14 protein-coding genes and 1 pseudogene are annotated in these 14079 nt (G+C 74.7%); 7 read left to right on the top strand and 8 right to left on the bottom strand.

Going from position 1 to position 14079, the window contains the following annotated elements; genetic code table 11:
• Positions 1 to 357: 357 nt before the first annotated feature.
• The 3 genes from ACIQFU_RS15770 to ACIQFU_RS15760 are packed head-to-tail and all read right to left on the bottom strand — an operon-like array spanning position 358 to position 3946.
• Positions 358 to 2919, bottom strand: a complete 2562-nt coding sequence (locus ACIQFU_RS15770; RefSeq protein WP_402551880.1) for an FtsX-like permease family protein — start codon at positions 2917 to 2919, stop codon at positions 358 to 360.
• Positions 2916 to 3665, bottom strand: a complete 750-nt coding sequence (locus ACIQFU_RS15765; RefSeq protein ID WP_402551878.1) for an ABC transporter ATP-binding protein — start codon at positions 3663 to 3665, stop codon at positions 2916 to 2918. Before ACIQFU_RS15765 ends, ACIQFU_RS15770 begins: the two co-directional genes overlap by 4 nt.
• Positions 3662 to 3946 (bottom strand): SHOCT domain-containing protein, encoded by a 285-nt coding sequence (locus ACIQFU_RS15760; protein WP_402551876.1) that lies wholly within the window; start codon positions 3944 to 3946, stop codon positions 3662 to 3664. The genes ACIQFU_RS15765 and ACIQFU_RS15760 overlap by 4 nt, the downstream gene beginning before the upstream one ends.
• A gap of 176 nt (positions 3947 to 4122) precedes the next feature.
• Here ACIQFU_RS15760 and ACIQFU_RS15755 point away from each other — a divergent pair, with 176 nt between their 5' ends.
• The 5 genes from ACIQFU_RS15755 to ACIQFU_RS15735 are packed head-to-tail and all read left to right on the top strand — an operon-like array spanning position 4123 to position 7080.
• The gene (locus ACIQFU_RS15755; protein WP_402551875.1) at positions 4123 to 4710 is read left to right on the top strand and encodes a TetR/AcrR family transcriptional regulator; all 588 of its coding nucleotides are present in this window, start codon (positions 4123 to 4125) and stop codon (positions 4708 to 4710) included.
• Positions 4711 to 4749: 39 nt separating this feature from the next.
• Positions 4750 to 5337, top strand: coding sequence for a DUF4865 family protein (locus ACIQFU_RS15750; RefSeq protein ID WP_402551873.1), 588 nt, complete (start codon positions 4750 to 4752; stop codon positions 5335 to 5337).
• On the top strand, positions 5334 to 6242 hold the full coding sequence (locus tag ACIQFU_RS15745; protein ID WP_402551871.1) for a phosphotriesterase: 909 nt from the start codon (positions 5334 to 5336) through the stop codon (positions 6240 to 6242). The genes ACIQFU_RS15750 and ACIQFU_RS15745 overlap by 4 nt, the downstream gene beginning before the upstream one ends.
• 47 nt (positions 6243 to 6289) lie before the next feature.
• On the top strand, positions 6290 to 6691 hold the full coding sequence (locus ACIQFU_RS15740; RefSeq protein WP_402551870.1) for a tautomerase family protein: 402 nt from the start codon (positions 6290 to 6292) through the stop codon (positions 6689 to 6691).
• The gene (locus tag ACIQFU_RS15735; protein ID WP_402551869.1) at positions 6685 to 7080 is read left to right on the top strand and encodes a VOC family protein; all 396 of its coding nucleotides are present in this window, start codon (positions 6685 to 6687) and stop codon (positions 7078 to 7080) included. The genes ACIQFU_RS15740 and ACIQFU_RS15735 overlap by 7 nt, the downstream gene beginning before the upstream one ends.
• A 21-nt stretch (positions 7081 to 7101) precedes the next feature.
• Here ACIQFU_RS15735 and ACIQFU_RS15730 read toward each other — a convergent pair whose 3' ends face one another.
• On the bottom strand, positions 7102 to 8340 hold the full coding sequence (locus tag ACIQFU_RS15730) for an ROK family protein (RefSeq protein WP_402551867.1): 1239 nt from the start codon (positions 8338 to 8340) through the stop codon (positions 7102 to 7104).
• A gap of 40 nt (positions 8341 to 8380) precedes the next feature.
• Positions 8381 to 8991, bottom strand: a pseudogene (locus tag ACIQFU_RS15725) (alpha-ketoglutarate-dependent dioxygenase AlkB); the annotation flags it as partial.
• Positions 8992 to 9115: 124 nt separating this feature from the next.
• Between ACIQFU_RS15725 and ACIQFU_RS15720 the strand changes: the two are divergent.
• Positions 9116 to 10249, top strand: a complete 1134-nt coding sequence (locus tag ACIQFU_RS15720) for a methyltransferase (RefSeq protein WP_402551933.1) — start codon at positions 9116 to 9118, stop codon at positions 10247 to 10249.
• On the opposite strand, the gene ACIQFU_RS15715 is transcribed toward ACIQFU_RS15720, so the two are convergent.
• Together ACIQFU_RS15715 and ACIQFU_RS15710 are read right to left on the bottom strand one after the other, a co-directional pair.
• Positions 10239 to 11123: a class II fructose-bisphosphate aldolase gene (locus ACIQFU_RS15715; protein WP_402551865.1), complete on the bottom strand. Its 885-nt coding sequence runs from the start codon at positions 11121 to 11123 to the stop codon at positions 10239 to 10241. The two genes, ACIQFU_RS15720 and ACIQFU_RS15715, sit on opposite strands and share 11 nt — an antisense overlap.
• Before the next feature lie 28 nt (positions 11124 to 11151).
• Positions 11152 to 12033, bottom strand: a complete 882-nt coding sequence (locus ACIQFU_RS15710; protein ID WP_402551864.1) for an SIS domain-containing protein — start codon at positions 12031 to 12033, stop codon at positions 11152 to 11154.
• A 127-nt stretch (positions 12034 to 12160) separates the two neighbouring features.
• On the opposite strand from ACIQFU_RS15710, the gene ACIQFU_RS15705 reads away from it, so the two are divergent.
• Positions 12161 to 12940 (top strand): DeoR/GlpR family DNA-binding transcription regulator, encoded by a 780-nt coding sequence (locus tag ACIQFU_RS15705; RefSeq protein ID WP_402551863.1) that lies wholly within the window; start codon positions 12161 to 12163, stop codon positions 12938 to 12940.
• A 28-nt stretch (positions 12941 to 12968) separates the two neighbouring features.
• Here the strand turns inward: ACIQFU_RS15705 and ACIQFU_RS15700 are convergent, their stop codons facing one another.
• Complete coding sequence (locus ACIQFU_RS15700) at positions 12969 to 13937, bottom strand: hypothetical protein (RefSeq protein ID WP_402551862.1); 969 nt, start codon at positions 13935 to 13937, stop codon at positions 12969 to 12971.
• Positions 13938 to 14079 lie beyond the last annotated feature (142 nt).

Raw genomic sequence — 14079 nt, 5'->3', positions numbered from 1 at the left:
GGCGCGGGGCTGGGCGGTGTCCGGGGCGCGGGGTCCACCCGGCGGCCGACAACTGCGCCTGCCGGGCGAGTCCCTGACCGCCCGTCGGTCCCCCGGTATGGCTCTGGGGCGGGTCGAGCGGTGGGCGGGGGCCTGGTTCCTGCCGGACCTGCGTCTGTCCGGTCGGTGCGCGGTCGGCGGCGTGCCACTCGGGCCGGCCGGTGGCCGGGGTGGCCCCTGCGTCCTCTCCCGGTGCCGTTCCGTCCGGCCGGCGCGACTGCGGACGGCCGCCCCGGCCGGAGCGGCACCCGCCGTGGGTGAAGGGCGGGTGCCGCACCGGCGTCCGGATCTGCCGGGTGGCTGCGGTGCCGGCCCGGCCTACTCCGTGGCGACCGCGCGCAGTACGTCCAGGCGGGACGCCCGCCGGGCCGGGCGCAGGCCCGCCAGGGCGCCGGCCGCGAGGCCGACCAGGGCCACCACCGCGAGCCGCGCGGGCGGCACGGCGAACGCGAACGCGGTGTCCGAGGCGCCGTCGGAGGCGGCCACGAGGACCCAGCCGAGGAAGGCGCCGAGGCCGAGCCCGCCGGCCGTACCGAAGGCGGCGACCAGCACGGACTCCCAGCGGACCATGGCCCGCAGCTGGGCCCGGGTCTGTCCGACGGCCCGCAGCAGCCCGAGTTCGCGGGTGCGCTCGTGGACCGCCAGGGTGAGGGTGTTGGCGATGCCGAGCAGCGCGATGAGCACCGCGAGGGCGAGCAGCGCGTAGACGAGGGTCAGCATCATGTCGATTCCGCCCGCCGAGGACTCGGCGTACTCGTCACGGGTCTGCACCTGCGGGTTGCCGTACTGGCCGGCGACCTTCTCGACCGCCGCCTTGCCCGCGTCGGCGCCCACGCCGTCCTTGAACGCGACGGCGAGCAGGGTGTCGGAGTCCTGGGTGCGGTGCGGGGCCCAGGCGGCCCGGGTGATGACGTAGTCGCCGGCGAGTTCGGACCGGCCGTAGACCGCGCGGACGGTGAAGGTGGCGCTGCGCCCGTCGGTGAAGGTGAGGCGGGTGGTGTCACCGGGGGCCAGTCCCTGCTTCTCCGCCTCGCTCCGGGTGAGCGCGATGCCGTCGGTGCCGAGGCCGTCCAGTGAGCCGTGGACGGTGCCCAGGTCGAAGGTGCGGTTCAGGGCGACCGGGTCGGTGACGGTCAACGCGCGTCCGGCGCCGTCCACTTGTGCGACGCCCCGGCCGAGGCCGACGGCGGTGTCCACCTCGGGCAGCTTCTGGACCGCGCCGGCCAGCCGCGGGCTCAGACCGCTGCCGCCGGCGCCGAAGGACGGCGCGCTGACGGCTACGTCGCCCGCGAAGGACCGGGAGACGGTCTGGTCCATGGTCGCCTTGAGCGAGGCGCCGAACACCGTGAACAGCGACACGACCGCCACGCCGGTCATCAGCGCCCCGGCGGTGGCGGCGGTGCGCTTGGGGCTGCGCAGGGCGTTGCGCCGGGCGAGGACGCCGGTGACGCCGCGCAGCCGGCCCAGCGGGGCGCCGAGGACGCGCACGGCGGTGGCGGAGGCGACCGGGCCGAGCACCACGAAGGCGGCCAGGGCGAGTACGGCGCCCGCGCCCGCGAGCCACAGCGACGGGGACAGCAGGACCCCGAAGAGCGTCAGCGCGAGGGCGAGCGCGAGCAGCGCCGTGCCGGTGACCGCCCGCGCGCGGGAGGCGCCGGAGGTGTCGACGGCGGTCTCGCGCAGCGCGGCCAGGGGTGCGGTGCGCCCGGCGCGGGCCGCGGGCAGCAGGGCGGAGCCGAGGCAGACCAGGACGCCGACGGCGAGCGGGAGCAGCAGCGACAGCGCGCTGATCACCAGGGCGCCCTCGGGGAAGGGGAAGCCGATCGCCGGGAACAGGGCCCGGAGTCCGGCCGCGATGCCGATGCCGCCCGCGAGCCCGGCGGCGGACGCGGTCACGGCCACGACGGCCGCCTCGACGAGGGTGACCGCGGTGACCTGGCCGCGGGAGGCGCCGAGGGCGCGCAGCAGGGCGTTCTCGCGGGTGCGCTGGGCGACCACGATGGCGAAGGTGTTGTGGATCGAGAAGGTCGCGACCAGCAGGGCGATGCCGGAGAAGACGAGCAGGAAGGTGGTGAACAGGGTCAGGAACTGGCTGGAGATCATGTCGGTGTTCTCCGCGGCCGACTCCTGCCCGGTGATGGCCTCGACACCGTCGGGCAGCACGGGGGTCAGCCGGTCGACGAGCTCCTGCTGACCGACGCCGGGCCCGGCCCGCACCTGGATGCTCGCCGCCTCGCCGGGCCGCGCGGTGAGGTACTTCTCGGCGTCGGCCCGGGTCATGCCGGTGAAGGTCACCTGGGCCATGCCGTCCTCCCCGCCGAAGGTGGCGAGGCCGACGACGGTGACCTGGACGGGGTCGGGGGTGCGCAGGGTCGTGGTGTCGCCGATCGCCAGGCCGCCCTTCTCGGCGGCGCCCCGGTTGACGACGACCTCGCCGGACCGCTGCGGGGCGCGGCCCTCGGCGAGGCGGTACGGGTTCAGGTCGGGGTCGGTGATCCAGTTGCCGGCCAGCGTGGGAGGGCCCTGGCCGCCGACGGGGTCGCCGTCCGCGCCGACGAGCTGGCCCGCGCCCTGGATGCTGGGGGCGACGGCCGCGACGCCGGGCACCCGTTCGAGGGTCCGGACCAGGTCGGTGCCGACCGGCTGCCGTACGCCCTGGCTGTCGCCCGGTGCGGTGATGGCGTCGGCGCTGCGCACGACGGCGTCGGTGCCGACGGTGGCGTTGCCGAACATGGTGTCGAAGCTCGCGCGGAGCGTGTCGCCCATGACCAGGGTGCCGGCCAGGAAGGCGACGCCGAGGACCACGGCGAGGAAGGTCCCCGCGAAGCGGCGTCTGTGGGCCCTGAGCGAGGAGACGCTCAGGCGGACGGAGGCGTTCATGAGGGCACCTCGAAGGCTTTCATCCGGTCCAGGACCTTGTCGGCGGTCGGCGCGTCCATGCGGTCGACGAGGCGTCCGTCCGCGAGGAAGACGACCTCGTCCGCGTGGGCGGCGGCGACGGGGTCGTGGGTGACCATGACGACCGTGCGGCCGGTCTGCCGGACGGTGCGGCCGAGCAGGCCCAGCACCTCTCCGCCGGAGCGGGAGTCGAGGTTTCCGGTCGGCTCGTCGGCGAAGACCACGTCCGGCCGTCCGGCGAAGGCGCGGGCCACCGCGACGCGCTGCTGCTGGCCGCCGGAGAGTTCGGCGGGCCGGTGGTGGAGGCGGTCGCGGAGTCCGACGACGTCGATCAGCGCGTCCACCCACTCGGTGTCGCCCCGGCGGCCGGCCAGGTCGAGGGGAAGGGTGATGTTCTCGGTGACGGTCAGCGTCGGGACCAGGTTGAAGGCCTGGAAGACGAAGCCGACTCGGTCGCGGCGCAGCAGGGTGAGCCGGCGGTCGTCGAGGGTGCCCAGGTCGGTGTCCCCGATGCGGGCGGTGCCCGAGGTGAGCGCGTCCAGGCCGGCGGCGCAGTGCATCAGGGTGGACTTGCCGGAGCCGGAGGGCCCCATGATGGCGGTGAGCCGGCCGGCCGGGAAGTCGACGCTGACGCCGTCGAGGGCGCGTACGGCGGTGTCGCCACCGCCGTACACCTTGACGGCGTCCACGACCCGGGCGGCGGCCCGGGTGTCGGTCGTCGTGGTCATGCCGCACCGCCCCTGCCCGTCCGGCCGAACTGCTCGTCCAGCACGGACAGCCGGCGCCAGTACTCGTCCTCGTCGATCTCGCCGGAGGCGAAGCGGTGGCCGAGCACGGTGATGGGCGAGTTGTCCTCGACGGCCGTCGGCCGCCCGGGGCGCCGGCGTCCGCGCCACACCGTGCGGCGCAGCAGGGTGATGACTCCGCCGATGACCAGTGCCCAGATCACCGGGAAGAGCAGGATCCACGGGCCGGGCCCGCCGTCGCCGAACTGTGCCAGGGTCTCCATGTCGTCCAACTCCTCGGTCGCGATGTCCCTTGTCTCGCTTCCGAGCCTGGCTCCGGGCGGGGGTCCGGGGCGTCGTACCGCCAGCGGCAGTTCGTGTACCCCGCGGGGAGTACTCCGGAGGTCCGCGGCTGCTTCCCCGGTCCTCGGGCGCTCGCTCGACTTCTGTAACTACTAGTATGTACAGTGCTTCCATGAGCACCTCGGAACGTCTGGTCGAGTCCACCCGCGAGCTGCTGTGGGAGCGCGGGTACGTGGGCACCAGCCCCAAGGCGATCCTCGAACGGGCCGGGGCCGGGCAGGGCAGCATGTACCACCACTTCAAGGGCAAGCCCGATCTCGCGCTCGCCGCGATCCGGCGCACGGCCCAGGAGATGCGGGCCGCCGCCGGGGCCGTGCTGGGCGGTCCGGGGACGCCGTACGAGCGCATCGAGGCGTATCTGCGGCGCGAGCGCGACGTGCTGCGCGGGTGTCCGGTCGGCCGTCTGACGATGGACCCGGACGTGATCGCGGACGACGCCCTGCGCGCACCCGTGGACGAGACCCTCGACTGGCTGCGCGAGGAGATCGCCCAGCTGGTCGAGGAGGGCAGGGAACAGGGCGAGTTCGCACCCTGGCTGGACGGCGAGGAGGTCGCGGCGGCGGTCGTGGCGACCGTGCAGGGAGGCTACGTCCTGGCCCGCGCGTCCGGCTCCCCCGCCGCGTTCGACGCCGGTGTCCGAGGCCTCCTTTCGCTGCTCGCGCCGCCGGATTCCCGCACCGCGTGACAGGTTTCGCCACCCGACTGTTCCGGAGGATCACGAACCGTGCATGCCATGCAGTACACCTTCACCCTGCCCGCCGGCTACCCGATGGACGTCATCAGGGAGCGGGTGGCCCGCACCGGGCACCTGCTGGACGACTGGCCCGGGCTCGGGCTCAAGGCGTACCTGGTCCGCGAGCGCGGGGAGGACGGCTCGCCGGTCAACCAGTACGCGCCGTTCTACCTGTGGCGCACCGTGGAGGGCATGAACTCCTTCCTCTGGGAGGGCGCCTTCCAGCGGCCCACCGACGACTTCGGCCGGCCCTCGGTCCGGCAGTGGACGGGCCTGGCGTACGAGGAGGGGGTCGCCTCCGGATCCCCCGCGCGGGTGGCGGTCAGGCGGCGGCAGCCGGTGCCGGAAGGCGTACCCCTGTCGGAGGTGGCGGCGGGGGCGGTGCGGGAGACCGGACGGCTGGCGGCCGTGGACGGAGTGCTGCTCGCGGCGGCGGTCGTGGACACCGGGTGCTGGGAGCTGGTGCACTTCTCCCTGCACGCGGGCGAGGCGCCGGACGGGATGGAGGGCGAGGTCTTCCGGGTGCTGCACCTGTCGGAGCCGGGGCGGGGCCTGCTCCCGAGGGGGCGTCAGTGGTGAGCGCCGTCCGCACCGTCCTCGGGGACCTCCCCGGCGGGGAGTTGGGCGTGTGCGACGCGCACGACCACCTGTTCTTCGCCAGTCCCCGGCTGCCCGGCGAGGAGCTCCGCGACGCCGTGGCGGCCCGGGCCGAGCTGGCCGCGTTCCGGGAGCGGGGCGGCGGCGCGATGGTGCAGTGGACGCCGTACGGGCTCGGCCGGCGGGCCGCCGATCTGCCGGCCCTGTCCCGGGAGACCGGCGTCCACGTGGTGGCCGCGACGGGACTGCACCAGGACGTCCACTACGGCGAGGACACGCTCGCCGCACTGCGGGGCCGCGCCGCCGACGTCTTCGTCGCCGAACTGACGCGGGGCATCGGGACGTCGGGCGTCCGGGCCGGACTGATCAAGGTGGCGGGCGGCTTCCACGCGCTCGACGCACACGCGCGGTGGACCATGTCGGCGGCGGCCGAGGCACACCACGCGACGGGCGCGCCGATCGCCGTGCACCTGGAGCTGGGCACCGGTGCCCTGGACGTACTGGACCTGCTGTGCGGAGAGTCGGCCGTGCCGCCGGACCGGGTGATCCTCGGTCACCTCAACCGCTCCCCCGACCCCGTGGCCCACCGGCAGGCTGCCGCGTCGGGGTGCTGGCTGGCCTTCGACGGGCCGTCGCGGGCGCATCACGCCACCGACTGGCGGATGCCGGACGCCGTGCGGGACCTGGCCGAGGCGGGGTTCGGCGACCGGCTGCTGCTCGGTGGCGACACGACGACCGCGGCCGCACGGTCCGTCGACGGCGGCCCGGGGATGCCGCACCTGCTGCGCCGCGTGGCGCCCCGGCTGGCCCTCGCCGTGGGCGAGGAGCTGGTGCGGCGTGTCCTCACCGAGAACCCTGCGCGGGCGTTCGCCGTCGAGTGGCGCTGACGCCCTCTCGCGGACCCCGTGCCGGCCCCACCCCACAGGAGATGCCCATGCCCTTCGTCCGCATCGACGCGTACGGCGACGACACCGGCGCCGACCGGCTGGACGCGCTCGGCCGGGCCGTCCACGACGCCCTGGTCGAGGCACTCGGCATCCCGTCCGACGACCGCTTCCAGGTCCTGACCGCCCACGAACCGGGCCGTGGCACCCTGCGTCACGGCGACTACCTCGGCGTGCACCGGGACGAGGGCATCGTCTTCGTGGCGATCACCCTGCGGGCGGGGCGGACGACCGGGCGGAAGGAGGCGCTGTACCGCCGGATCGCACAACTCGCCGAGGAGTACGCGGGGACGGAACCGCGCAACGTCTTCGTCACCCTGACCGAGAACACCTCCGTGGACTGGTCGCTGGGCAACGGGCTCGCGCAGTACGCAGGGTCGGGATCATGCTGAGACTCGGAATCCCCGTCATCGGTGTCACGGACCTCCCCCGTGCGGTGGCCTTCTGGACGGCCGCGCTGCCCCTGGTCGCCGCGGAGGAGTGGGAGAGCGAGACCTGGCGCACGCTCGAGTACGCCGACGGCTCCGGCCGGGCCCTCGGCCTGCTGCGCGGCGACTCGCCGCCCGAGCCCCGGCCGCGTCTCCACCTCGACCTGTGCACGGACTCGGCCGAGGAGCAGCAGGCGGAGGTGCGGCGGCTGATCGGCCTCGGTGCACGGGCCGTCGAGTGGGAGCTGTATCCGCCCGATCCCGACTTCGTCGTTCTGGCCGACCCGGACGACAACGTCTTCTGCGTCGTCGACCTCGGCCACGCCCCGAGCGGCGGCGGGCCCGCGCTCTGAGACGCGGGCCCGTCCGGCCGCCTACGCGGGCACCTTCAGCGGGTCGTCCAGCACCGGCTGCCAGGCCAACTCGGCCGCGCCGACCAGGCTGTTGTGGTCCAGGCCGCAGGGCAGGATCGGCACCCCGCCGCTCTGGCCCCACAGGCTGCGCCCGGCGACGACCGCGCGCAGCCGCTCCGGGTCGGCGTCGAGGAGCGCCCGGTGCAGTCCGCCGAGGATGATGCGGTCCGGGTTGAGGATGTTCACCAGGCCGGCGAGGCCCAGGCCCAGGCGGTCGATGAGGGACTCGGTGGCGGCGCGGACGGCCGGGTCGGCGTAGTCCTCGCGGATCAGGTCGTAGGACTGCTGGAGCAGGGACACCTCGGGTCCCGGTGCGCGACCGGCCGCCGTGAGGAAGGCCAGCGGGTCGGTCTCCACGTCCAGGCAGCCCCGGCTGCCGCAGTGGCAGGGGCGGCCCTCGGGGTTGACGGCGAGGTGACCGACCTCCAGGGCGAGACCCGAACTCCCGGTGTGCAGGCGGCCGTCGAGGACCAGCGCACCGCCGACGCCGCGGTGGCCGGTGGCCACGCACAGCAGGTCGCGGGCGCCGCGTCCGGCACCGTGGCGGTGCTCGGCGAGGGCGGCGAGGTTGACGTCGTTGGCGGCGAAGGCGGGGCCGTCGATCCCGGCGGCGCGCACCTGCTGGGCGAAGATCTCCCGCACGGGCGCGCCCGCCGGCCAGGCCAGGTGCAGCGGGTTCAGGGCCAGGCCCTCCGGTTCCGCGACCGCGGACGGCACGGCGAGTCCGGCGCCTACGCAGCGCCGCCCGGTCTGCCTCAGGAGTTCCGCGCCCGCCTCGACGACCGAACCCAGCACCTTCGCCGGATCGGCGTCGACGACCTCGCAGCCGGGTGCGGTGGCGACGATCCGGCCGCCGAGACCCACCAGGGCCGCGCGGAACCCGTCGGCGTGGACCTGGGCGGCGAGGGCGACGGGCCCGTCCTCGGCGACCGAGAGGCGGTGCGAGGGGCGGCCCTGGGAGCCGGCCGCGGCGCCCGGCCGGGCGTCCACCCGGATCAGGCCGAGCGCCTCCAGTTCGGCGGCCACCGCGCCTGCCGTGGCCCGGGTCACGCCCAGTTCCGCGGTGAGGACGGCCCTGGTGGGGGCGCGTCCGGTGTGCACGAGCTCCAACGCGGGTCCGAGCGCGGCGCGCCCCCGGTCCAGCCGCGTCCTCGAGGTGGTCCCTTCCCCCGCCGCCCGGGGGTCCGCCTTGCCGCTCATGAGGGGGAGTCTCCCATGATCCGTCCGCCCGGGGTGCCTGGAGGCCACTGATCCGGAGCGTGATGTTCAGCCGCCCGGCGAGTCCCAACTCGGGCGGTGCGGTGCCCGGGTGCCCCCTCGACACCCCGCGGTACGCGCCCCGGGACGGGCCGCCGAAGACGAAGAGGTCGCCGCGGCGGAATCCGTGTCGGTGCACGGGCGAGTACGGGTCCCGGTGTTGCCGAAGCGGAAGGGGCAGGTGTCGCCGAGGCTCAGGGAGACCACGGGAGCGTCGGAGCACGCATCCGCGTCGCGGTGCGTGCCCGTGCGGGCGTCGGCGTCGTCGAAGTCAATCAGCGCGATGTCGTACGGCGCCGGTGCCGCCGCGCCGGCGCCCAGCGTCTCGGTCACCGCACGACGGGCCAGGCGGGAAAAGGCTTGACCGGGGCGCCGTCGCTGTCGACGGCCGTGGGGGCATAGCCGTACGGGTACCAGTGCCGGCCCAGACCTGCCGGGCGGTCATGGTGCCGTCGCCGGGACGCGCAGTCCGGCGGGCGGGCGGGCCCAGTCGCGGCGGAGCTCGCGCCGGCGTCCCGGGGCCGGCCAGTCCGGCACGTGGACGGCGCCGGGCGTGGTCTCGGCGCCGGTCCTGGCAAACAGCTCGGCGTCCATGCTCCCCATCGTGCCTGCGCGCCCCGCCTCACCGGGCGCGACCGGCACTGAGCTGGGGCTCGGCTAGCCTGGACACACGATGAACGACCGCAGCACGAACGACCGCAGCGACCGCGACGACCGCATGACGACGCCCTGGGGCGAGCGCGTGCTGTCCCGCTTCCCCGAGGACCCGCGCGACCGGCTCCGCGCGTGGGACGCCTCCGACGAGTACCTGCTGGCGCACCTCGCGGAGCGGGAGGTCCCGCCGTCCGGCACGGTCGTGGTCGTCGGCGACCGCTGGGGAGCGCTGGTGACGGCGCTGGCGGAGCACCGGCCGGTGCAGATCACCGACTCCCACCTCGCGCGGGAGGCGACGCGGGCCAACCTGGAGCGGGCCGGCGTCGAGCCGGGCTCGGTGCGTCTGCTCACCACGCAGGACCCGCCGCCGGACCGGGTCGACGTACTGCTGGTGCGGGTGCCGAAGAGTCTGGCGCTGCTGGAGGACCAGTTGCTGCGGCTGGCGCCCGCGCTGCACGAGGGCACGGTCGTGGTCGGCACCGGGATGGTGAAGGAGATCCACACCTCGACGCTGCGGCTGTTCGAGCGGATCGTCGGCCCGACCCGGACCTCGCCGGCCGTCAAGAAGGCCCGGCTGATCTTCGCGGAGCCCGATCCCGCGCTGGAGCGGCCCGCCAGCCCCTGGCCCCTCGGCTACCGGCTTCCCGACGACATCGGGCCGCTCTCCGGCCGCCCCGTCGTCAACCACGCCGGTGTCTTCTGCGCCGACCGGCTCGACGTCGGCACCCGCTTCTTCCTCCGGCACCTGCCGGACACCGGGGGCTTCAGGCGGGTGGTGGACCTCGGCTGCGGCAACGGTGTGGTCGGTACGGCGGTGGCGCTGGCCGATCCGGACGCCGAGGTGCTGTTCACCGACGAGTCGTTCCAGGCCGTGGCCTCGGCCGAAGCGACGTACCGGGCGAACGATGTCGCCGGCCAGGCGGAGTTCCGGGTCGGCGACGGGCTGGCCGGGGTGCCGGACGGCAGCGTCGACCTGGTGCTCAACAACCCGCCCTTCCACTCCCACCAGGCGACCACCGACGCCACGGCGCGGCGGATGTTCACCGGGGCGCGGCGGGTGCTGCGCCCCGGCGGCGAGCTGTGGGTCGTCGGCAACCGGCACCTGGGCTACCACGTCGGACTGCGGCGCCTGTTCGGCAACAGCCGGCTGGTGGCGGGCGACCGGAAGTTCGTGGTGCTGAAGGCCGTCAGGGAGTAGCCGGAGGCGGGGGAAGGGGAGCGGTGCGGGCGGCCACCTGGATGAGCGTCGCCACCGTCCGGACCATGGCCTCCCTCCCGGCGGTGAGGTAGCCGCGCGAGTCGACCGCCTCGGGGCGTGCGGCGAGGTGCTCCCTGATCGCGCCGGTCATGGCGATGTTGAGCGCGGTGCCGACGTTGACCTTGGCGATGCCGCCCGCGACGGCCGCGCCGAGTTCGCCGTCCGGGACGCCCGAGGAGCCGTGCAGGACGAGGGGCACCTCCAGGGTGCCGGACAGCTCCTTGAGCAGGTCGTGGTCGAGGGTCGCGGTGCGTGTCGTCATGGCGTGGGAGCTGCCGACGGCGACGGCCAGGGCGTCCACGCCGGAGTCGGCGACGTAGGCGCGCGCCTCGGCGGGGTCGGTGCGGGCGCCGGGGGCGTGCGCGTCCAGCGGCGGGGCGCCGTTCTTGCCACCGACCTCCCCCAACTCCGCCTCGATCCAGAGTCCTTGGGCATGCGCCCAGTCGGCGGCGGCCCGGGTCGCCGCGAGGTTCGCCGCGTACGGCAGCCGGGCGGCGTCGTACATCACGGAGCTGAACCCGGCGTCCGCGGCCTGGCGCAGCAGGCCGTCGCTCTGGACGTGGTCGAGGTGCAGGGCGACGGGCACGGCGGCGCCCTCGGCGGCGGCGACGGCCGCGCGGGCCAGGGGCAGCAGGCGGCCGTAGCGGTACTTCACGGCGTTCTCGCTGACCTGGAGGACGACGGGCATCCGTACGGACTCGGCGCCGGCGACGACGGCCTCGATGTGCTCCAGGGTGATGACGTTGAACGCGGCGACGGCGGAGCGGCCGGCCGCGGCACGGCCGACCAGGTCGCCGGTGGTGGCGAGGGGCACGGTCTGGTTCCTTCCCGGGCGTCGGGTGTCAGGGGGCGAGGATCACCGAGCGGGTCAGATGGCGCGGGCGGTCCGGGTCGAGACCGCGGGCGTCGGCGACGGCGACGGCGAGCCGCTGGGCGCGGACCAGTTCGGCCAGCGGGTCCAGCTCACCGGGCACCCACATCGCGCCGGTCTCCCGGACCTGCTCGGCCAGCCCGTCGGGCTCCTCGCCGAACATCCAGGTCGCCGTGCCCGCCGTGCTGATGCTGATGGGGCCGTGCCGGTACTCCATCGCCGGGTAGGCCTCGGTCCAGGACAGGGAGGCCTCGCGCATCTTGAGCCCGGCCTCGTTGGCCAGGCCGACGGTCCAGCCCCGGCCGAGGAAGGTGAACTGGGTGCGCTCCACGAGCCCTTCGGGCAACTCGGCGGCGAGCGCGGCGCGGGCGTCGTCGACGACGGCGCCGGTGTGCAGGCCGAGGTGGGCGCGGAGCAGCGTGAGGGCGGTGGTCGCGAACCTCGTCTGCACGACGGACCGTTCGTCGGCGAAGTCGAGGACGACCACGTCGTCGGCGGCGGTCATGACCGGTGTCCCGGGGTCGGCGGTGAGGGCGACGGTGCGGGTACGTCCCTTCAGCTCCGTGAGCAGCTCCAGCACTTCGGTGGTGGTGCCGGAGCGGGTGAGGGCCACGACCCGGTCGTAGGTCCGCCCCCGCGGGAACTCGGAGGCGGCGAACGCGTCCGTCTCCCCGAGGCCGGCGTCCTCGCGCAGGGCCGCCGCCGACTGCGCCATGAAGTACGAGGTGCCGCATCCGACGATCGCCACCCGCTCCCCCGCCGCGGGCAGTGCCGCCGTGTGGCGTGCCGCCTCCTCGGCCGCGCGCGTCCAGCACTCGGGCTGGCTGTTGAGCTCGTCCTCGACATACGTCATGTCGCACACTCCCCGAACACGGATTGATTGTTCCTGCAAGATATCGCGTACTTTCAAGCACAATCAAGCAATCCGGAGAACAGTACGGTGCGCTAGGGTCGGCGGGGATCGAGGAACGGAGGCGCGGATGTCGCGCGACGCCCGCTGGAAGGCGCTGCTGGAGCTGCTCGTCGAGCGCGGCCGGCTGGACGTCGAGGAGGCGGCGACCGAGCTGGAGGTCTCGGCCGCGACGATCCGGCGCGACTTCGACCGGCTCGCCGAGCAGCAGATGCTCGTGCGCACGCGCGGGGGCGCGGTCGTGCACGGAGTGTCGTACGAACTGCCGCTGCGCTACAAGACCGCCCGGCGCGCCTCGGAGAAGCAGCGCGTCGCCCAGGCGGTCGCCGCCCTGGTGGCGCCCGGCGAGGCGGTGGGACTGACCGGGGGCACGACCACCACGGAGGTGGCGCGCGCCCTGGCGGTGCGGGCCGACCTGACCTCCGGCACCCCCGCGCTGACCGTGGTCACCAACGCGCTCAACATCGCCAACGAGCTGGCCGTCCGGCCGCAGTTCAAGATCGTGGTGACCGGCGGGGTGGCCCGGGCGCAGTCGTACGAGCTGATCGGTCCGCTCGCGGACGGGGTGCTGGGCCAGGTGACCCTCGACGTGGCGGTACTGGGCGTCGTGGCCTTCGAAGTCGGGCACGGCGCGGCGGCGCACGACGAGGCGGAGGCCGCGATCAACCGGCTGCTGTGCGAGCGTGCCGAGCGGGTGGTCGTGGCTGCCGACTCCAGCAAGCTGGGCCGGCGGGCGTTCGCCCGGATCTGTGCGACCGAGTCGGTGGACACGCTGGTCACGGACGGTGCGGCCGACCCGGAGCTGGTCCGGGGGTTCGAGGAGGCGGGGGTCCGGGTCGTCACGGCCTGAGGAATCCCGGAGTGAATGGCGCCGCCGGTCAGTGCCCGTGCCCGTCCGCGTGCTCCGGTGCGGTGGCCGAGGCGGGCTCCTGTGCGCCCGGCGTCGATCCGGCGCGCACGGTGAACGCCGCGGTGTGGACCTGCCCCTGGTGCCGGAAGTCCAGGAAGAGGCGGTAGGTGCCGCCGCTGGGCGCGGTGGCGGTGAAGGAGATCTCCGGGCCGGGCCGGGTGGTGCCGTCGCCGGATTCGCCGTTCGGGTGGACGTGGAGGTGGGCGAGGTCGCCGGAGCGCAGAGCGACGAGGTGGCCGTAGGCACCCAGGTAGGGCTGGAGGTCGTTGACGGGCGCGCCGTCGCGGGACACGTTCAGCTTCAGTTCGCTCGCCTTGCCGGGGCGCAGGGAACCGGCGAGTTCGACCTCGTAGCCGTCGGTGCGGACGGTGCTGTCCGGAGCCGGCAGCCGAGCCGGCTCGTAGCGGCCGGAGGCGGCCAGGTCGGCGCCGAGGGTGAGGTTCTCCGCGTCCTCGCCGGCCGGGGTGAAGTCGGCGAAGACGCGGTAGCCGCCGGCCGCGGGCAGGTCGACGGGGGTGCTCCAGGTGCCGTCGGCGGCGCGGGCGGGGTGCAGGTGGCGGTAGGTGACCAGGTCGCGTGAGGCGAGGACGAGGTGGAGTTCCCTGTCGTGCTCGCGCTGGTACGCGGTGACGGCCTCGCCGTGCGCGTCCCGCACCGTGAAGCGCAGTTCGGCGTGCTGACCGGCGGTGACGCGCGGGGTGGCGAGGTCGAGGGTGTAGCCGGCCTCGGAGATCTGCAGGCCGCCGGCCGGAGCATTCTCGTGTCCCGCGCGGCTCTCGCCCTTCTGCCGCTGTTCCGGTGACTCACCGTGCTCGTCGTGCGGTGCGGGTTCACCGTCCGCGACGATCGGGTCCACCCCCGCGCCGACCCCGTAGGCGGTGCCGAAGGTCGCGGCCAGCGCGGCGGCGAACGCGGCGGTCCTCAGTCCGGTGTGCATGGTGGTCGCCCCTCTCGAATCAGGGTCTCCGACGCACTCGGAGGCCTCTCCATGCACCTCAATATACCCCTGGGGGGTACCTGGTCAACCATTCGAGCCGCTTGCCCCTGCTACCCCCCAGGGGTATATATGGAGTTGTCCC

The sequence above is a fragment of the Streptomyces sp. NPDC093065 genome, from assembly GCF_044754585.1.
GTDB lineage: Bacteria > Actinomycetota > Actinomycetes > Streptomycetales > Streptomycetaceae > Streptomyces.
This window is presented reverse-complemented; position numbering and strand designations above follow the sequence as displayed.